The following is a 19172-nucleotide window of genomic DNA, read 5'->3' as shown; positions in this document are numbered from 1 at the left end:
GTGGGAACACCAATGTTGACGGGACTAAGTGAAATGTCGGATGTTAATCAAGAAAGGAAATATATAAACCTTTATTGATGTCAAATAGACATTCTTCCACATTTTATATAGCAGGAAGAAAAATGTCTCATCATGGATTTTGGCGCTTCGGCGTGATCTTGGGGGCGGCGGCTGCATTGCTTATTCCCGGTCACCTCACCCATGCCGCCGATGCTGATAGCATCGATACCACCAGTGTGCAGTTGCAAATCACCAAAACGGATGGCTTCACGCACCCAGGGATCAGCATTGATCCAGCGGCTTTGACCAATACCCGAGAGCAACTGGCAAAGCATGCCGAGCCTTGGGAAAGCTACTATCAAGGGATGCTGGCCAGTCCCTATGCCAGCTTAGATTTTCAAGCGGCAAATCTGAAGGAAGGGACTCGGGACGTGCCGCTGGATAAAACCTTCACCTCGAATAAACAAGAACCGCGGCTCTCCCAAGATGGCTTTCGGGCCTACACCCAGTCCGTGCTTTACTATCTGACTGGGAACGTGAAGTACCGCTACAATGCTATTCGCCTGATTCGCATCTGGGAGAATATGTCTAAAGATGGCTACAAGTACTATGCCGACGCTCATATTCACGCCCCAGTGCCGTTTTACTACATGGTGGCGGCCGCGGAGCTGACCAAGTACACCAATCCGACGCAAGGGAGCTACAAGGATACTGAAGGCAACACCATCAACCTGCGCTGGACTGATACCGACAACCAGAAACTGATTGATAACTTTATTGATCCCCTCACCACGAACTTGCTAATCAATGTCAAAAATCAATACTTCAATCAGCACCTGTACGCCTTAACTGGCGTCATGGCAGCCAGCATTTTCAAAGACGACACCACCGCCTATCAGGATGCCGTGGAGCAGTATTTCGTCAATGCCCAATCTGAACGCCCGAATATCAACGGCGCGCTAGGCAACTTGATGCATGTGATGACAGCTGATGACCCTCGCAACCCAACCGGCCAGGATTTTGTCCAACTGCTGGAAATGGGCCGCGACGCCAACCACGCCAAGGATGATGCTTTGGATCTCGCTGGCCTGGCGCGGATGATCAATAACCAGGGCACCAAAGTCGACCCCACCACCGGCACCGTTTCCACGGCAGCCAATGCCGTTGACCCTTACAATTTTGGCAATAATCGCTTACTGGCAGGAACGCAGCAGTTTTATGCCTACAATACCGGTCGCACGATTCCTTGGATCCAAGTGTCACAACCGGGTGACGCTGCGCACCCAGCAATTGAATCCGATGGGGTCACCAATATTATCGACTTCGGCGGGCCAGTGTCACCTGACGGTCGCGGGCGTTTGAACAAGTTCTACAGCCTCAGCGAAGTCTATGATTACTATCGTTATCAAGAAGGCTTATCCGCGGCCGAAATCGCTAAAATTGCGCCAGCGGTAGCGAATGAAGCCACCCATTTAAGTAGCACGACTTATTATGAAGGCACCAAGCAAATGAACTACTGGGGGGCCTATTCCGACAACAAGATTACCGAAATCGGAGCGGAATACTGGCTCTCGATGCCGCAGGCTAAGGCGGCTGACACCACCACCTTCCCTAGCCAAACTGCGGGCACAGAAGATGTCACCTTCAGTCAATTCGGCACCGTGCTGAATAGCAAGCTCGCCAAGACCACCAAAGATGGCATTGAAGTCACCGCCGCCACCACCCAAAAGGACATTTCCGAAACCGCCTACGACGCCACTTACCCTAAGGACACCACCACCAACCGCGGCGGCGCCCAAGTAGCTTTGGCCGGTTTGGTGAAGCCTACCACTGGCACCTTCGCCGTTCGGCTGAAGACCAATGGTACCGCTCAATTGCTGGTATCTGCCAGCAACACCCCGGACGCCGCTTACCAGACCCTAACTTTGCCGGATACGAAAAATCAGTGGCAAACCGTCGCCTATCCAGTGGCTGGTGGTAATGCCAACATCGACTTCTTCACGGTTTTAGGTCAGTCCAACGTTAAAGTCACTTTTGCCGCTGGTGTCTACACTGATGATGCCGCCTTGCCAGTGATTGGCGACACTGCCCGCGATACCGCCATGTTTTTAGGCAAGACGTTGGACCTGAAGCTGACGGCAACCAATGCCACCAGCTTGACCCTAGTGAACGGACCGCAAGGCTTGACCTTGGCCGCAGATGGCACCTTGACCTTTAAGCCAACCGCAGCCGGGACTTATCCAGTGACCGTTACTGCCACCAATGGCCAACGCACCGTCACCAAGACCTTCACCATTACGGTTGAAAATGACCGCGTGGCGGCTTACAACACTGCCACTAAGCAACTCAGTGATGGCACTTACACCACAGCGTCCCTCGCGAAAGTCAACGCCGCGGCCAAAGCGGTGCAAGCGCTGATTAAAACCGGCACCGACGAAGACTTCCAAAACGCCTTGAACGCCTACACCAAGGCCATCAAAGCTGCTGAATTGATGAACCCAACCTTGGCCGATGGTAGTTTAGCCTACGCGGGAATCACCACCGCCAACTTACTGCAAAAAGATTCGCAAGCCATCGATGAAACCAAAACGGCCAACACCGCCCTGCTCACCGATGACAATCAAGCCACCCAAGGCGGGGACTGGCACACGCCGGCCGTGATCGACTTCGGCGAAAATGCCGCCGTCTCCTTAACGAAAGTGATGTTTTTGGCCCGCACCGGGTTCCCGAACCGCAGCCAAGGCACCAACCTTTATGGCTCCAATGATGGCATCAACTGGACCAAACTCACCGATGCCATGACCACCTTGAGCAACCAGCCGCAAACGATCACCGTTTCCAATCACACCCAATATCGCTACTTCAAGGTTCAAGTTGATGCGGCTGGTGAACCGACTGACCCGGCTTACCCTGGCATCGCTGATTATGGCGAGATTCACCTCTTCGGCACCCGCTACGAACTCGCGCCAACCGCAGACGGCATGACTAAGCCGCAGCTCCTGGCTGAAACAACGCCAAGCGTCACCGATAACAGCAAGCCGCAAACCGAAGTTACCACCCCTGGTCACAGTGGGCACCAAGGCCAAACTGGCAACGCCGCCAGTCAAGGCAGTAACGTTAACGCTGGGACCCAAGCCAGCAACCATGGCCAAGCCACCAGTCATCAGACCCCTAGCGCCACCAAGACCGGTCAAAAGACCAGTACCAAGGCCACGACTGGCAAACACGGCCAGCTACCAGCCACTGGTGAAGCGGCTCAGCCTTGGCTGATTGGTGCCGGCGTCCTCCTGTTAGCCGGCGCGCTCTACGGCCTGAAACGCCGCGCTTAACCGTATCAACTCGTTCTCCTCTCTGCCCCAACACCAGCTTGCTTGGTGCTGGGGCTTTTTGTCGGCACTATTTGGCATGAAACTTGCTTGTATTGAGGTGACACTGCAAAGGGAGGATTCACATGACCAAGCTGTACACTAATCCAATTCTCAGAGGCTTTAACCCTGACGCCAGCATTCTGCGGGTCGGGGATGACTATTACATTGCCACCTCGACGTTCGAATGGTGGCCAGGGGTTGAGATTTATCATTCCACTGATCTCATCAACTGGACGGTGGTGGCAGAGCCGGTCGACCGCCCCAGCCAGGCTAATTTGCTGGGGAATTACAATTCCGGTAGCTTGTGGGCGCCTGCTTTATCGTATGACCACGGTCGGTTCTATTTGATTTACACCGATGTCAAAACCACCGGGATTTTCAAAGATACCTTGAACTACCTGATTGAAGCCCCAGCCATCACTGGGCCCTGGAGCGAGCCGGTTTTTTTGAACGCCAGCGGCTTCGATCCGGCGCTATTTCACGATGACGATGGCCGCCACTACCTGATGAACATGCTGTACGATCACCGGCTTGACCACGATGGCTTTGCCGGCGTCGTGATGCAGGAATATGACCTCGCCCATCACCAACTCGTCGGCGCGCGCCAAAAGATTTTCCAAGGCACTCAGTTGGGCAATGCGGAAGGGCCGCAAATGCTCAAACGTAACGGCTGGTACTACCTGATTTGTGCCGCTGGTGGCACCGGTTACTCGCATGCCGCCACCATTGCCCGAGCGCGCAACATCTGGGGGCCCTATACCGTGGCGCCGAACACGCCGCTGATGACCACCAAGCCGCACCCTGACAGCCCCTTGCAAAAATGCGGCCATGTCAGTCTCGTGGAAATCACGCCGGATGAGTGGTATGCCACCTTCATCACTGCCCGGCCTCTGAAGCTGCAGCGCGGCAACTGCACCCTGGGCCGGGAAACCGGTCTGACGCCGATTCGCTGGCAAGATGATTGGCCCTACCTGCTCGATGGCGGCGAAGTGCCGCCGCTGCAATCGCCGCTGCCGTCGATTGCGCAGGATGTCGAGCAGCGCACCGACTTTTCTGAAACCATCGATTTCACCACCGCCAAAGCGCTGCCCATTAGCCTCAAGTCGCTACGCGGCCCGTTGGGTGACCACGCCCAGCTCACGCCTGCTGGCTTGGTCCTGCGCGGCCAGCAAAGTATCACCAGCCTGCACCGTCAAAGTTTGCTGGCGCGGCGCTGGCAGGCCTTCCATTTCACGGCAACCACCACGGTGGACTTTGCGCCGACCAATTTCCAAACACTGGCCGGACTGGTGCTGTTCTATGACACCGATAACTGGCAGTATTTAAGCATCAACTACGATGAAACCAAGCACACCCGCTACCTGCAGGTAATGGTGGATGCGGCCGGTCAGGCCCACTATGCCTCTCCGCGCATCCCCTTGCCAGCCGGGCTAGTGACGCTGCGGGCCGAAGTGGATCACGCCACCAGCCAGTTCAGCTATCAATTACCTGATAACGATTGGCAGCTGATTGGCGACGGGTTGCCGGCGGACCAGTTGTCTGATGACTACGTGAAGGCGCAAGGCAAACTGGCCTTCACCGGCGCCATGGTCGGCATCTGCGCCCAGGACCTCAATGATCACACCAGCTTTGCCACCTTCAAAACCTTCGACTATCAAGAACGCCGTTGAACGTCATATCACGCCCAGAGCAGTCCATCGTCAATTAGAGCAACCTTAAGCCGTTCCTTCACCAACTTTTCCTGTCATCTATGTCAATCTTGCCTGATCAAGATGCTTCCAGCATCGGTTGGGCTTTGATTTGATTTTCATCAGTTGACTCGTCACGCTGAAAGAATCGGCTTATTTTTTACTACCATACGGCCATGCATCACCAGTGACTTCAGTTTCAATGAACACTTCTGCTTGTCAGACGCGGCTTTTTTGTCCGCGCGTGGCGACTTTGCGTGGTCATCTTAGGCGGTGGTATGATTTGAAGGAGGGGGGGAAGACGGTGGCGTTCGTACAAATCCGGCATCTAACCAAGCGTTACGGGCAGCATCGGGCAGCGCTAGATGATTTCAGTTTAGACATCGCTGCCAACGAATTCGTCGGTATCATGGGGCCAAGTGGGGTAGGCAAGTCAACCTTGCTTAACATCATCGCAACCTTGAAAAAACCAACCTCAGGCACCGTCTTCGTCGCCGGTCAGCCAGTGACAAAGTGGCGTGACGCCAAAGCGGCCAACTTTCGCCGCACCCAATTGGGCTTGATGATTCAGGATTTCCGCTTGTTACCAAACTTGACCATTGGCGATAACATCGCGCTACCTTTGACCCTCTTGCCACCACGGCCCAAAGACTTGGCTGAACGGGTGGCTCAAGTTGCGACGCAATTTTCGTTAGATCCGCTTTTGACGCGCTACCCCCATCAACTAAGCATCGGCCAGCAGCAGCGCGTGGCCGCCGCACGTGCCATCATCACCAAACCAAGTCTAATTTTAGCTGATGAACCGACGGCGAGCCTCGATTCCCATGCCGCCACTACTTTCCTCCAGCACCTAGCCAAGTTGCATCACGAGGCCCATACAACCACTATCTTGGTCACTCACGACGCCTTCACCGCGAGTTTTTGCGACCGTATTGTATTTATCAAAGATGGGCGATTCTTCGCCGCGGTAACATCAAAAGGCAATCAACAACAATTTTTTGAGCAAATCGTTGAAACAGCGGCAATTAGCGGTGGAAGGTGGCGCGATGAGACGATTAATTAAACCCTTGAGGTCCCATGCCGCTTTAGGCCGCGTCTTGATGTTCGCTGGCGGGGCACTAGCGACAGTTTTATACGCTTTATTGTCAATTCTGGCCACCTCGGCGGTGATGCGCGGGATCACGCCCGCAATCGCAACGCTACTTAAACAGTGCTTATGGACTTTGGTTGGGGTACTCAGCGGGCTTGAAGTGCTCGTGATGGGGTATCTCTATCAACAGATGCTTTCACACTATCGCACTGAGTTTCAGCTATATCGGACGCTAGGCATGCCGCTATGGTACCTCGCTTTGCGCTTGATCGGCGAAAACGGCCTCTGGGCTATCCTGACCAGCGGAATCGGTATCGCCGCTGGTTTTATCGGTTCTAAGTTTTTTGCGATGTGGTTGTTTCGCATGATGTCACTGCCGCTGAACACTGGCCTCCTGTGGTCTGGCCGGGCGGCAAGCCAACTGCTGATTGGTTATACGATTGGCTATAGCCTATTAGCGGTGACTGGATGGTTACGTTTTTGCCGCCCTTTAGGCAGTCACAATCGCCACAACCCGACCAGCCATCATCACATTAACGACCGGTGGCAAGGGCTGATCGCGTTACTGGCACCATTGGGTTTATTTGCCGGCGACTATGGCCTAGCTCACTGGTCAACCACGCCGCCAACCATTAGCGCTTGGTTGAGCTTAAGCATGATTGGTGGCTTTGCCGTGTGTGCTTTTACCCTACCGGCAGGATTGGCGATCATTGCCCGGACGCCAAGCATCCGGCAACATGCAACGCGATTACTGAGTGTGGCAACCTGTCGCCAATTATTACAGCGCTACTGGCTGACGATCGGTTTGGCAGCAAGCTTGCTAAGTGGCGGCATTGCATTATTGTTAGGTGGCTTGATGCAATATCAAGCCCTCCATACGGCCAAAACGCCACTCATCTTTTTGGCCAACTTGGTGACCGTTGACGGCGTTGGCGTTGATGCCGCCGCCGGGATGACTTTGTTTACAACCACCATGCTTAGTTTTTCCGTGATGGTCGCCGCAGCCATTATCCTGGGGTTAGTGCAGCGCTTAAACGCATGGGTTCAAAATGACGCAACAACGTTATATCAATTGGGTATGCCCCGCGCGTTGCTTATGCGGATCAAACAGCGACAAGCTGGGTTAGTTGCCGGTTTGCCTTTATTCTTGGGAGTCCTCAATACAATGATCATCTTAGCTAGCAGAATGACCTTATTGAAGCATGAGCGCAACATCAGTTGGTTCGTGCTCGTATCGGTGCTTCTGTATCTCACTGTCGTGCAAACCGTCAGCCGCAGCAGCGCTAACGCCAGTTGAGGTGGCTTACTACGCAAAGTAATTGAGATAACCTGGGTACAGTAGCTAAAAATCGCGCCAGCAGCAGTCACCTCGACTGCCCCTGACGCGATTTTTCTCTCCTTACTTGACGCGCTTGAACACCCAGCGCTGGCTAACAAAATCCCCTTGCGGCTTGGCAATGGCGACACCCACCGCCATGAGATACTCGGCTGGATAAATTTTCCCGTCTGCCGCCTGCCACAGGCTATCCTCCGGTAAAGCCAAGGCTTTTAGCCGCTTCATCGCGGTATTCGGCTGCGCTAGGACGTTCACATGATCGATGATCAACGTTGTCGCATCCAGCTTCTGCCAGGCGTATTCATTGCGGTCATCATACACGGCTAGCCAGTCCAGCTGCCCCATTTGCAGTGTCTTCCGCAGTGGTTTATAGGCACTCACCTCAGCTTTGATCTGCGCCAAGGTCGTCTCATCGCAGGCCAATAAGTTAAGCTCGTAGCCGCAAGCGCCAAACTCTGCCACTGCCGCCCGCGTGGCCAGTGGCGTGGTGCGGCCAGTTTGCTGATTGGGCACCATCGACACATGGCAGGACAAGGCTTGCGGTGGATAAATAAAGCTCGTGCCGCGTTGAATGCCGAGCCGCGCAATCGCGTCGGTGTCATCTGAAGTCCAGATTTGCGGTGCATAAGCGAGCATCCCGGCATCAAAGCGGCCGCCACCACCGGCACAACCTTCAAACATCACCTGTGGATGCGCGCTGGTGACCGCCTGCAGCACCCGGTACAACCCCAAGAGATACCGATGCCGCAACTCCCCTTGGCGCTCGGCAGGCAAAGCCGGGGTGTAAAGATCGGTGAGATTGCGATTCATGTCCCACTTCACATAATCAATGTCGTGCTCATCCAGCAAGGCATTCAGCACTTTAATTAGGTGATCCTGCACCTCAACGCGGCCCAGATCCAGAGCATAAGTGTGCCGCGCCAGGCTCGGCGTGTGGTGCGGATCGCGAATGATCCAATCGGGATGGTCATGATACAGGTGCGAGTTGGGGGAGACCATTTCCGGCTCCACCCAAATGCCGAAATCCAAGCCCAGCTTTTTAATCTGACCAATCAAATGATCAAGGCCGCCGAGCTTGGCTTCATTCGGCCACCAATCGCCCAGTGCCGTGGTTTCATCGTCGCGCCCATCGCCAAACCAGCCGTCATCCAAGACGAAGCGTTCAAGACCCACCGCCGCCGCTTTTTTCGCTAGCGCCACTAACGTCTTTTCGTCAAAATCAAAGAACGTGGCCTCCCAGTTATTGATGACCAGCGGCCGCTCCTGCTTGGCAAAAACGGCAGGCAACAGCCGGTCGGTGTAGAGCTGCTGGAAGTGGTGGCTGACCGTGCGCAAGCCGCTGGTGCCAAGGGCAATCACGGCCTGCGGGGTGGTGAAACTGGCCTCAGGCGTTAAGGTCCAATCGAACTGCCAATCATTCAAGCCCAGCTGAACGCGGGCATTTTGGTGCATATCGACTTGCACCTGCGCGAGAAAGTCACCGCTATAAATCAAGTTGGCCGCCAGCGCTGCTCCTTGCTGCCAATCGGCATGCGGCTGGGCCAGCACCAAAGTTGGCTGCTGCCCATGACCACTGGCGCCGCGCATCGAATCCACCCCTTGCAGCCCTGGCTCTAGCGCCCGTCGCACCGGCTGGGCTTCGCGGCCCCAAGCGCCGGAAAAGGTGATGAGATCCGCCTGGTCAGACAAAAAGTCCCAGGACCAGGATAAGGCCCGCGTCACGTGCAATGAGGCGTGACCGGTGTTTTTGATCACGACATGCTGAGCAAAGGTGTCATGCGTTGCATCGGCTTCAATGAACAAGGTCACGGTCACACCCACCGCTTCATCGGCTAGGGTTAAGGCGAGTCCACTGGCTTCGGCTACCGGCATGGGGCGCAGCGCTGGCAAGGCAGCCGGCGTCGGCACTTGATCGAGCCACTGCGCACTTTGAAAGCGTAAATCCAAGACTTCTGAACCATTTTCCTGCCGGACCATCAACGCGGGCCGCCGCATGTCAGAACTGCCAAAGGTGGGATATAAAAGCGGCAATTGCTCAAGGCGAAAATCATGAATGCCTTCGGTGTCCGCCAGATAGCTGGCGCGGCCCATTTCAGTGATGATGCCACCTAGTTTGGTGCCCACCGGCAGGCGCTGGCCTAAGTACAAAGCCACGACATGCCCCGTCGCCAACACCCCGATACTCATTTGGTTGTGCTTGGTGCGTAAGTCGAATTGATGAATTAGTTGTTTGGCTTCTTGGGCCTCCATAATAATTTTCCTTTCCTTATGGCTGTTTCCGGGCATGAGCCGGCGCGATGCCAGCTTTTTGCCGATATTTGGCGACGGTACGCCGGGCGACGGCAAAATGAGCCGCGGCAAGCTGCTTGGCTAAGGCTTCATCGCTCAACGGATGCTTGGGATCTTCTGCCGCCACCAGTTGTTTGAGCGCCTTAATCAGCTGATCCGTGGAATGCGCAGCCGCGGTTGCCACCGCTGGCGCGTACCGGGAGAAGAACATTTTCAGGGGAAACACGCCAAAATCAGTTTGCAAATACTTGCCATTAATCGCCCGCGACACGGTGGATTCGGCAATCTGTAAAGTCTGGGCAATATCCCGTAGTAAAAGCGGTGCTAAAGGTTGCTGGGGATTTTCAAAATAGGCGAATTGCCGCCGCACAATTTCCCGGCCTATCGTCGTCAGCGTGTTTTCGCGCCGCTGCAAGGCGTACTCGAGTGCGCGGAACTGCTCTTTTTTGGCCTGTAAGTACTCCCGGGCCTCGGCATCCGCTGTGGCTTTCAGCTCATCATAAGTGGCCTGGGCAAAAATCAGCTCGGCCTGGCCCCGCCGATTGAGCTTCAGGCTAGCTTTGCCGTCGTGCACGGTGACCGTCAGCTCCGGCACCACAAACTCAACCGGCGTGTGGTTATACGCCAGGCCGGGGTCGGCCGATAAGGTCTGCACGTAATGCAGGCAGGCGGCAAGCCCAGCGTCATCCAGGCCTAATGCCTGTTTGATGGACTGATACCGGTGAGCCACTAAATCCTCAAAATGCTCCTGCAAAAGCGCCAGCACGCCATCTGGAATCGGATCCGGGTCTTGCTCCGCCTGCAGATACAAGCATTCCTGCAAGTTGTGGGCGCCAACGCCTGGTGGATCCAGCCGCTGCAACAAGGTTTTGGCATCGGCCAGCGTAATGGCATCGATGCCGAGTTCCTTTTGAATCTCAGCATCGCTCAGCGGCAGATACCCGCGCGGATCGAGCTGCTGCACGAGGTAAATCACCAACGTCCGCAGCGGCGTATCGCGCATCGTCAGCTGCACTTGGGTCAATAGATACTCGAACAAGGATTGATGCGTATCCGCTAACGGCTGTTCGGCGGCTGGGGCCCCTGGAGCTACAGGCGGCGCCAGGTGCGTGCGGACCTCTAGCAGCGGATTTTCCAGGCTGACGTTTTTGAGGTAGTCGATCAGATCCAAGGCGTCGAGTTGCAGCATCAAAATCGACTGCCGCATCCCTTGCGTCAACGTGAACTTCTGGACTTGAGTTTGATTTTGCACAAAATCGAACTGTTGCGTTGGTTTCACGCGAATCCTCTCCTTTCGTTAAAGTAGCGTCCTCACCACTTGGGCGACCCCATCAAACGCGCGGTTATCCACCACCTGATTCGCCGCGGCTTGGACCATCGGCAAGGCGTTGCTCATTGCCACCCCGAGTCCCGCCCCGTGCAGTAGCGCGGCGTCATTTTCATAATCACCAAACGCCACTGTGGCCGTCATGGCAATGCCGCGCAAGGCGCATAAATGTTGCAAGCCGGTTAGCTTATTGACTCCTGGCGCGGTCATTTCGAGAAAATGGGTATCGGTCCAGCTGCAAGTCACCGCAGTTTGGGCGCGCACAGCCGCCGCTGCGGCTTCCAGGGCAGGGCGTTCACCACTGAAACTTAGCTTATAAATGGTGGTGGTTTGAACGGCGGTGGTCAAAGCGGTCAAATCATGCGGGAGCACGTTCAAATACCCTGGCACCCAGGTGGCGGTCGGCGGGACATATTCAAACCCGGCCTCAAGCGCTGACAGCGACAAATTCAGCCCAAACTGTTGGCCAATCGCCATCAGCGTTGTCAGTTGCGCCGGCGTCAAGGCAGTGCCGGCAATCACCTGATTGTCGGCATCGGCAATGCAGGCACCATTGAAGAAAATCTTATCGCCGCGCACCCCCAGCGCTTGATACAGCGCCGCAATCGAGGCCAAGCGCCGCCCGGAAGCCACCACAAACGCATACCCAGCCGCTACAGCCTGGCGAATGGCGTTGGCGTTTTGAGGCGAAGGCTGGCCCTGTGCATTCAGAAACGTCCGGTCAAGGTCCGTGCAAATCAGCTTAAAAGAAGGGGTCATCTTCGGTCACTTTTTGCAGTTTGACTTCTTGAATACCTTGCTGGGCTTGCTGCATGATGTGCTGCAAGCTGTCTTGGTCGAACTGCTGGGCCAGCACCAGCTGCAGAACCAGCGCCAAGTTCATGCCACCAATCAGCTGTACATTGGCATGGACTAACAGGGCCATGCAGGCGTTACACATGGAACCTCCCACCAGGTCCGCCAAAATCAGCACCGGCTCTTCTGCCGGCAGGGTTTTGGCGATTTGAGCCACGACATCATCCGGTTTTTGCCCCGGCATCAGCCCGTAAGCACTCAGTTGTGGCTGGGTGCCGGCAATCATTTCTACGGCATGTTTCATGCCTGCTGCAAGCTGATTATGTGAAACCAGAATAATTTTAACCACGTTGACCATCTCCATGTTGACTTCTTCGTTCAAGTTTAGTGTGCAATTCGCTGCACACTAGCCATTGGCGGCAGTGTTGCGCTGCAATGGCTGATCCACCCACGGCACCACCAAATCGCGGCCGTGAATTTCAATCGGTAAAATACTGTAGCCAGAATGCTGCAAATCCTCGCGTTGCCAATGATCCAGTAGCAGATACCACTGGCCTTGGTACTTAAAGCCAAAGGTCGGCTGCCCGTCATAAGTCGTCGCCTTTTTGGGCCCCTGGCAAGGATTATCAATCAGCTTCTGATTTGCCACTAGAAAATGTGACCGGGAAAACAGCGCCGGATTGGGCCGCCAGCCGGTGGTGCCACTGGTGATGGTGAAATACCACTCACCTTCATGGAAAATCACCGGTGCCTCGCGTTCTTGATCAATGAACAGCTTGCGCACTTCGCCGGTCAACCCCAGGTAATCCGGCGTCAAATTGGCCACGTACAACGTTTTGTTCATGTTGGCGCTGTGAACCAGATAAGCCTGGCCGTTTTCTTCAAACAGCGTCATATCGCGACTATCAAAATTGTTCGGCCGCAAAATCTGCTGGACCGTGAACGGCCCAGTGGGCTGCGTGGCTGTGGCGACGAGGCAGCCGGCGAAGCCGTAATCCGGCGTGTCAAAATGACACCACATGACGAATTGCTTGGTCAAGGCATTGAACAACACCTTGGGTCGCTCCACAATCGATTCTGCCTGCACCTGCTGGCTGGGGTCATTGGCTGCCGTCAGCACGTCCCCAATCCGCTGCCAGGTCAGCAAATCCGTGGAACGATAGCAACTAATCCCCACAAACGGGACGCGACTGGTGCCTTCAACGTTCGCCACGCCTTTGTCTTCCCCGTACCAGTAATAATCGCCTGCATAATGTAAAATGCTGCCACCATGGGCCTGAATGAGGTTCCCTTGGTCATCGCGCCAAGGCTGGCCGTTCACATTAGCGCCTACCATAGCAAGAAGTCCTTTCCCAGCAAGCGCAAAATGCCTTCAACAAAATAGTAATCGCCGTAAATCAGTGGCCGTTCCAGCTCGCTTTGGGCATCATGGTACGCCGGCGTGGCGTCTTGCACAATCCCATCAGTCGTCAGATCCCAATCCGCATGGTGGTCGGCAATCGCCTTCAGCATGCGGGTGGCGGCATTCACATACAGCGGCCGCTCCAATGCCGGCACATGCTTGGCAATTTCCAACATCCCACAAGCCGCACAGGCACTGGCTGAAGTATCCAGCAACACTGGCTCGGCTGGGGCCCGGAAGTCCACCAGCGGCACATCCCCGGTGGTGGCAACGTTAGCGATAAAGTAGTTGGCGACTTTTTTGGCCGTGTTAAGATACTCAGCTTCATGAGTATGGGCATAGGCCAGTGCAAACCCGCTAATTGCCCAGGCCTGCCCGCGCGACCAACTAGACCCCACGCCGTAGCCTTGCCCGCCTAAGGTTTCGACCAGCGCGCCGGTGTTGGGGTCAAAGACCGCAATGTGAGCCACGGAACCATCTGGGCGCACGATATTTTCCATCACGGTGTGGGCATGGTCGTCAGCAATGAACTTAAACCGCGGATCCTTCAATGCGTCCGTTGCCCAGTACAGCAGCTGAATGTTGAACATCGAATCGATGATCACCCAGCCAGCGCGGTCGCGATTCCACGAACGAATGAACTTGCCGCGCGGGTTGTAGCGCCCCGCCAGCAGCTCGGCGGCATGCAAGCCGCGCTGGAGTGAACGCTCCGAGCCGGTTAAGCGATAATCCGCCACCGCGGTCGGCAGCCACATAAAGCCGACGTCATGATGCAAGCCCTTGAATTCCAGAAATGCTTGATCAAGCTTCGTCTCCAGCCCCCGCGCCGTTTCAGCCGCTGCTTCATCGCCGGTGGCGTGATTCAGCTGCCACAGCAACCCGCCCCAAAAGCCGTTGGTCCACCAGGTAATATCATTAGATTTATCGTCGTAGCGGCCATCCTTAGAGATATACGGAATGCCGGCGCCAATGCGCTCCCTTTCCGCCGCGACTTTGGCGATAATTTTTTGGTAAGTGGCTTCCAGCCACGCTTGATTAGCTGTCATGTGATCCTCCTACTGTGATTGTCTCACTGTTCACCCTGCTATAAGCAAAAAGCGTGCCAAAATGTGTGGACCAACATCAAAGTTCCACCACTGGTGGTTTTCGTCTCCAAACCAGGCTGGATTCTTGGCGCCACTAAGATTTCTTGCTACCTCGGCAAGCGAGGGCGCCTTTTGCCCGTCTTACCCCCTTTACCGGGATTTTACTTGTATAAAGTAACGGTTTTCGATACAATAGATTCGAAAGAAGTTTAGCCACGCCTAAAAATTGGAGGGGTTCCATGTTAACCATCAAGAACCTCACCGTTGCTTACGATGCCACACCAGTGTTTGCTGATGCGACCGTGAACTTTAACGCCGGCAAAATCACTGGGATCATCGGTCCCAATGGTGCAGGAAAATCAACGCTCATCAAGGCCACGTTAGGCCTGATTAAAAGCCAAAGCGGCACTGCCACATTCAACGGCCAACCGCTCAGTCAACAAAAAAAGGTCATTGCCTATGTCGAACAGCGCAAAGACCTTGATCTCAGTTTCCCCATTAATGTCTTAGATGTCGTGCTCACTGGCACCTATGCCGAGCTGGGCTTGCTCCGCAGCCCAGGCAAGACGCAGCGGCAAGCCGCCCTCGCCGCGTTAGAGCAGGTCGGCATGACCGCTTTTGCCCAACGTCAAATCGGCAACCTGTCAGGCGGCCAGCTGCAGCGGGTCTTCGTAGCGCGCGCGATTGTGCAACAGGCCGAGCTGATCATCCTCGATGAACCGTTTGTCGGCATTGATTTGCAAAGCGAAAATGCCATCATGGCAATTCTGCAGCAGTGGCGCGACGCCGGTAAAACCATCATTGTCGTTCACCATGACTTGAACAAAGTCACCCGTTACTTCGATGACCTAGTGGTGATGAACCACGGCATCGTCGACTATGGCCCGGTCAATGAGGTGTACACGGCCCGCAACATTGAACAAACCTTCTCGGCGGATCTTTCCGCGGTTTTATTTGATCAGGAGGTGCAGGCATGACCACCATTACCGAATTCTTCGCGGCCCTGAGCCGCTACGACTTTCTGCAAAGCGCCCTCTTAACTGCCATCATGGTCGGCATCATGTCCGGCATTATCGGTAGCTTCATTATCCTGCGCGGGATGTCCTTGATGGGTGACGCGATTTCCCATGCGGTGCTGCCAGGGGTGGCGGTGGCGTACATGCTGGGCATCAACGTCTTGGTTGGCGCTTCCGTGTTCGGCATTTTGGCGGCCCTGCTCATTGGCTTCGTTGCGGCCCATAGCAAGGTCAAAACCGATACCGCCATCGGGGTGGTGTTCTCGGCCTTTTACGCTTTAGGGTTCATCCTGATCTCCATGGCGGAAAGTGCGACGAACCTGCATCACATCCTGTTCGGGAATATCCTCGCGGTCAGCAACCATGACATCATGACCACTGCCGTTGTGCTGGGGATTGTGATTTTGTTCGTCACCATTTTCTACAAAGAGCTGCTCATTACCTCGTTTGATGAAACCTTCGCCGCCACTTATGGCCTGAAGGTGCAGCTCATTCACTACAGCCTGATGCTGGTGCTGACGCTGGTCACGGTGTCGGCGCTGCAAACCGTCGGCATTATCTTGGTGGTCGCCATGCTGATCACCCCGGCTGCCACCGCCTTTCTGTGGACCAATCGCCTGTCGCTGATGCTGATTTTATCTGCGGCCTTCGGGGTGGTTTCCGCCACGATTGGCTTGTATCTCAGCTACACCTTCAACTGGGCGTCAGGCCCGGCGATTGTGCTGGTGGCGGCCGCGTTCTTCGTCATCGCCTTCGTCTTCTCGCCGAAGCAAGGCTTTGTGCGGCTGAAGGCCAGCCTCGGCAAAAAAGCGCGGCCTAAGCTCAGCCAGGAGGTGCGCTGATGAAACGCATCTGGATTGCCCTCGCTGCCGTGGTGGCCATGCTTTCTGGCGTCTACTGGTTCCTCAGTGGCCGCGCCGATGCGCCACAAGCCAAAGCGCCAGGGCAAAAACTGCGCATCGTCACCACCAACTCGATTCTAGAGGACATGGTCCACAATGTCGGCCAAGACCGCATTGAACTCTACAGCATCGTGCAACGCGGCGTGGACCCGCATGAATACGAACCCAAGCCCACCGATATTGCCCAGGCCACCGAAGCCGACTTGATTTTTCATAACGGCTTAAACCTCGAAACCGGCGGCAGCGGCTGGTTTAACAAACTGGTCGAGACGGCGCATAAGCACTTCGACGAAGATGTGTTTGCCGCCAGTGATGGCGTGAAGGCGCAGCACCTCACCACCAACGTCAATGAGCAAGACCCGCATGCCTGGCTGGATTTGGCTAACGGCATGCAATACGTCAAAACCATCACCGCCAAAATGAAGGCCGCGGACCCCGCCAATGCCGAGTATTATCAGCAAAACGCGGATCGCTACCTCGCTAAGCTGGGCGCTTTGCACCAAACCGCCCAGTCGCAATTTCTCGATTTACCAGCCAGCCAGCGCGTATTGGTCACTTCCGAAGGCGCGTTCAAGTATTTCGCCGCCTCGTATCACGTCACCCCGGCGTATATCTGGGAAATCAACACCGAATCCCAAGGGACGCCGGAGCAAATGGCATCAGTGCTCGCCAAAATCAGAAGCTCTGATGTGCGCAGCTTGTTCGTGGAAACTTCAGTGTCTCCGAAAGCGATGAACAAGGTGGCCCAGGAAACCGGCCTCAAGGTGTTCTCCAAGGTCTTCACCGACTCCCTCGCCAAAGAAGGCCAGCCTGGCGATACGTACTACGCCATGATGAAGTGGAACCTCGACCACATTCATGCCGGACTGAGCGTCACCAAATAGTTATTCCTCGACCGCAGCCTCGCCGCTGCGGTTTTTTGGTGCGACCACACAAAAAAGGGCCGCTCACAGCGACCCGACATGAAACTATGCCTTCAACACAAACTTCTCGATGGCCTTGCTGATACCATCATTGTCATTGGTATCCGTGATGTAATCGGCATGCGCCTTGGCGAGTTCAGAGCCATTGCCCATGCAGACGGCCAGGCCCACGGTGCTGAACATGGCCAGGTCATTGCCTTCATCCCCAAAGCCCATCATTTCATCAGGCGTGATGCCAATGGTCTCACCCAGAGCCTTCAGCCCTTGGCCCTTGTCGACGCCTTTAGCCATCGCTTCCAGGAAGTTACGGCCAGCGCGGATCACGGAATAATCATCCCCAAAGGCCGCGCGCACGGAATCTTCCACGCCGTCAAGCAGGTCTTGAGTGCCGACGAACAGGCCCTTGGCAATCGCAAAATCGGCGGGTAATTCCTCCGGCTGGCGGATAAACAGTCCGGCTTCGTTTTCTACGGCTTGCACAGCGGTAATAAAGTCCACATCATGATTAGCGGTGTAAATCTGACTGTTTTCATCCAAGACATTGAACGGAATGGCATGAGCCGCGGCAAAAGCGGTCAAGGTCCGGTAGCCTCCGTTGTCAATGAGCTGCTTCGCCACCACTTGGCCGGTAATGGACTCAATCACGGCGCCGTTATAAGTCACCACATACTGCTCTGACCCAGCCACGCCAAGTTCGTTGAGGTACGGCTTCACCCCAGCTAACGGGCGGCCAGTGCACAGCACAATTTTAAGGTCGCGGTCCAAGCAGGCTTTGATTGCCGTCAGCGTGCTCGGCAGGATCTTGCCTTGCGAAGAGAGCAGCGTATCATCGATATCTAAAGCAATGAGTTTGATCGTCATGAGATTCCTCCTTGTGATTCGCTTTTCTTCATCGTAGCATGAAAGAAAGCGCTGACCGGCCAACTTTAAAACCAACGCTAGACAGTTTGGAGGTTTTTGCGATGCCGATTTTATTTGAACAGGTCGAACAGTGGCCTAATCTGCCCTTCAAGTTTTTTCAAAATGATCCGCGGGAAGGCATCGATTACCCGGCTCACTGGCACCCCGGCATTGAGCTGAACTTTCTGGTGGCGGGCGCGCCGCTGACCTTTACCGCCAATGGCGTGCCTTACCGCTATCACCCAGGTGATTGCTGGGCCACTGACCGGCGCGTGATTCACAGTGCCAGCGGCGACTCGCAAGCGACCTGGGACGAGTTTGGCTTCATCATCGATGAAACCTTTCTGGCGCACAAGCTCCCCAGCAGCGGCCAATGGCAGGTGCAGATGCAAGGCGACCAGCCGCGACAAGCGCACCCTGAGGCCTACCAAGCCATCTACGACCATGGCCTCGCCATCCGCGACCTGATTGCCGCTGGGGTCGACGAATATCGGCGGCTGGCGATTTTGAGCCACTTTTACGCGCTGCTGATTGAACTAGGGCAGCACTTCACCACCAGCGTCTCGCAAACTGTGACCGCCAATCCGCATCTGGTGGATCAGGTCATGGCTACCATCAATCGCGACTATGCCCAGCCCTTGCATGGCCCGGCCTTGGCAGAAGCGGCGCATGTCTCTTTGACCACCTTGAACCAGCAGTTTCAGGCCCACCTGCAACTCACCGTCGGCGGCTACTTGCGCCTGGTGCGCCTGCTTAACGCGCGGCGGCTGTTGATTGAAACCACCAGCAGCATTGATTACATCGCGGCAGTGTGCGGTTTTGGCAGCACCAAGAGCTTCCAGCGCAACTTCAAAACCTGGACTGGTCAGTCCCCGGCGCAGTTTCGGGAGCAACCGACGCAGAAACCGTAAACTACTCACGAACTGAACCTCGCAAATAGCGATTGCCGCCGCTCATGGCAATCGCTATTTGGTTACGACCAGCCGAATTAACATTTCAGCAACATCTTAGCAACATTTCACCAACGCCCTTCAACTAAGCTGGCTTTATC

The 19172-nt window shown here is 55.3% G+C and carries 15 protein-coding genes; 8 read left to right on the top strand and 7 right to left on the bottom strand.

The genetic code is table 11. The features are described 5' to 3' along the window. The first annotated feature begins 122 nt into the window (after nt 1-122). The 4 genes from JUF11_RS03240 to JUF11_RS03225 all read left to right on the top strand — a co-directional run bounded on the left by JUF11_RS03240 (nt 123) and on the right by JUF11_RS03225 (nt 7443). Nucleotides 123-3329 (top strand): discoidin domain-containing protein, encoded by a 3207-nt coding sequence (locus JUF11_RS03240; protein ID WP_204118293.1) that lies wholly within the window; start codon nt 123-125, stop codon nt 3327-3329. A gap of 122 nt (nt 3330-3451) precedes the next feature. Then, nucleotides 3452-5038 carry a glycoside hydrolase family 43 protein gene (locus JUF11_RS03235; RefSeq protein ID WP_204118292.1) on the top strand — a complete coding sequence of 529 codons (1587 nt, stop codon included), beginning with the start codon at nt 3452-3454 and terminating at the stop codon, nt 5036-5038. A 322-nt stretch (nt 5039-5360) separates the two neighbouring features. After that, entirely contained in the window at nt 5361-6119 is a 759-nt protein-coding gene (locus JUF11_RS03230) for an ABC transporter ATP-binding protein (RefSeq protein WP_204118291.1), read from the top strand. Continuing rightward, complete coding sequence (locus tag JUF11_RS03225; RefSeq protein ID WP_204118290.1) at nt 6103-7443, top strand: hypothetical protein; 1341 nt, start codon at nt 6103-6105, stop codon at nt 7441-7443. The genes JUF11_RS03230 and JUF11_RS03225 overlap by 17 nt, the downstream gene beginning before the upstream one ends. 102 nt (nt 7444-7545) lie before the next feature. Here JUF11_RS03225 and JUF11_RS03220 read toward each other — a convergent pair whose 3' ends face one another. From JUF11_RS03220 to JUF11_RS03195, 6 genes are read right to left on the bottom strand one after another with little or no spacing between them, the layout of a single operon-like run. Beyond that, nucleotides 7546-9732 carry an alpha-galactosidase gene (locus JUF11_RS03220; protein WP_204118289.1) on the bottom strand — a complete coding sequence of 729 codons (2187 nt, stop codon included), beginning with the start codon at nt 9730-9732 and terminating at the stop codon, nt 7546-7548. A 16-nt stretch (nt 9733-9748) separates the two neighbouring features. Further along, on the bottom strand, nt 9749-11050 hold the full coding sequence (gene rpoN / locus JUF11_RS03215; protein WP_204118288.1) for an RNA polymerase factor sigma-54: 1302 nt from the start codon (nt 11048-11050) through the stop codon (nt 9749-9751). Nucleotides 11051-11068: 18 nt separating this feature from the next. Further along, a complete protein-coding gene (locus JUF11_RS03210) occupies nt 11069-11857 on the bottom strand; it encodes an HAD family hydrolase (protein ID WP_204118287.1) in 789 nt (262 codons plus the stop codon). Next, on the bottom strand, nt 11841-12242 hold the full coding sequence (locus tag JUF11_RS03205) for a PTS sugar transporter subunit IIA (protein ID WP_204118286.1): 402 nt from the start codon (nt 12240-12242) through the stop codon (nt 11841-11843). Before JUF11_RS03205 ends, JUF11_RS03210 begins: the two co-directional genes overlap by 17 nt. A 57-nt stretch (nt 12243-12299) precedes the next feature. After that, entirely contained in the window at nt 12300-13229 is a 930-nt protein-coding gene (locus tag JUF11_RS03200; protein WP_204118285.1) for a glycoside hydrolase family 43 protein, read from the bottom strand. Further along, nucleotides 13223-14341 carry a D-glucuronyl C5-epimerase family protein gene (locus JUF11_RS03195; RefSeq protein WP_204118284.1) on the bottom strand — a complete coding sequence of 373 codons (1119 nt, stop codon included), beginning with the start codon at nt 14339-14341 and terminating at the stop codon, nt 13223-13225. Before JUF11_RS03195 ends, JUF11_RS03200 begins: the two co-directional genes overlap by 7 nt. 278 nt (nt 14342-14619) lie before the next feature. Here JUF11_RS03195 and JUF11_RS03190 point away from each other — a divergent pair, with 278 nt between their 5' ends. Genes JUF11_RS03190 through JUF11_RS03180 form a run of 3 tightly spaced genes read left to right on the top strand, consistent with a single transcriptional unit; the run spans nt 14620 to nt 17182 of the window. Next, nucleotides 14620-15357: a metal ABC transporter ATP-binding protein gene (locus JUF11_RS03190; RefSeq protein ID WP_204118283.1), complete on the top strand. Its 738-nt coding sequence runs from the start codon at nt 14620-14622 to the stop codon at nt 15355-15357. After that, the gene (locus JUF11_RS03185) at nt 15354-16238 is read left to right on the top strand and encodes a metal ABC transporter permease (RefSeq protein WP_204118282.1); all 885 of its coding nucleotides are present in this window, start codon (nt 15354-15356) and stop codon (nt 16236-16238) included. The genes JUF11_RS03190 and JUF11_RS03185 overlap by 4 nt, the downstream gene beginning before the upstream one ends. Beyond that, nucleotides 16238-17182 (top strand): metal ABC transporter solute-binding protein, Zn/Mn family, encoded by a 945-nt coding sequence (locus JUF11_RS03180; RefSeq protein ID WP_204118281.1) that lies wholly within the window; start codon nt 16238-16240, stop codon nt 17180-17182. Before JUF11_RS03185 ends, JUF11_RS03180 begins: the two co-directional genes overlap by 1 nt. A gap of 84 nt (nt 17183-17266) precedes the next feature. Here the strand turns inward: JUF11_RS03180 and JUF11_RS03175 are convergent, their stop codons facing one another. After that, nucleotides 17267-18082, bottom strand: a complete 816-nt coding sequence (locus JUF11_RS03175; protein WP_204118280.1) for a Cof-type HAD-IIB family hydrolase — start codon at nt 18080-18082, stop codon at nt 17267-17269. A 101-nt stretch (nt 18083-18183) separates the two neighbouring features. On the opposite strand from JUF11_RS03175, the gene JUF11_RS03170 reads away from it, so the two are divergent. Continuing rightward, nucleotides 18184-19032 carry an AraC family transcriptional regulator gene (locus JUF11_RS03170; protein ID WP_204118279.1) on the top strand — a complete coding sequence of 283 codons (849 nt, stop codon included), beginning with the start codon at nt 18184-18186 and terminating at the stop codon, nt 19030-19032. Nucleotides 19033-19172 lie beyond the last annotated feature (140 nt).

The organism is Lacticaseibacillus suilingensis (assembly GCF_016861845.1).
In the GTDB taxonomy this organism is placed as follows: domain Bacteria; phylum Bacillota; class Bacilli; order Lactobacillales; family Lactobacillaceae; genus Lacticaseibacillus; species Lacticaseibacillus suilingensis.
Note: the sequence above shows the minus strand (reverse complement) of the source record. Positions and strands in the feature narration are given on the sequence as shown.

Excerpts from the sequence above, each read along its gene's own strand:
- JUF11_RS03240 (WP_204118293.1), top strand. The coding sequence starts at position 123 with ATGTCTCATCATGGATTTTGGCGCTTCGGCGTGATCTTGGGGGCGGCG.
- JUF11_RS03235 (WP_204118292.1), top strand. The coding sequence starts at position 3,452 with ATGACCAAGCTGTACACTAATCCAATTCTCAGAGGCTTTAACCCTGAC.
- JUF11_RS03225 (WP_204118290.1), top strand. The coding sequence starts at position 6,103 with ATGAGACGATTAATTAAACCCTTGAGGTCCCATGCCGCTTTAGGCCGC.
- JUF11_RS03220 (WP_204118289.1), bottom strand. The coding sequence starts at position 9,732 with ATGGAGGCCCAAGAAGCCAAACAACTAATTCATCAATTCGACTTACGC.
- JUF11_RS03210 (WP_204118287.1), bottom strand. The coding sequence starts at position 11,857 with ATGACCCCTTCTTTTAAGCTGATTTGCACGGACCTTGACCGGACGTTT.
- JUF11_RS03200 (WP_204118285.1), bottom strand. The coding sequence starts at position 13,229 with ATGGTAGGCGCTAATGTGAACGGCCAGCCTTGGCGCGATGACCAAGGG.
- JUF11_RS03195 (WP_204118284.1), bottom strand. The coding sequence starts at position 14,341 with ATGACAGCTAATCAAGCGTGGCTGGAAGCCACTTACCAAAAAATTATC.
- JUF11_RS03190 (WP_204118283.1), top strand. The coding sequence starts at position 14,620 with ATGTTAACCATCAAGAACCTCACCGTTGCTTACGATGCCACACCAGTG.
- JUF11_RS03185 (WP_204118282.1), top strand. The coding sequence starts at position 15,354 with ATGACCACCATTACCGAATTCTTCGCGGCCCTGAGCCGCTACGACTTT.
- JUF11_RS03180 (WP_204118281.1), top strand. The coding sequence starts at position 16,238 with ATGAAACGCATCTGGATTGCCCTCGCTGCCGTGGTGGCCATGCTTTCT.
- JUF11_RS03175 (WP_204118280.1), bottom strand. The coding sequence starts at position 18,082 with ATGACGATCAAACTCATTGCTTTAGATATCGATGATACGCTGCTCTCT.
- JUF11_RS03170 (WP_204118279.1), top strand. The coding sequence starts at position 18,184 with ATGCCGATTTTATTTGAACAGGTCGAACAGTGGCCTAATCTGCCCTTC.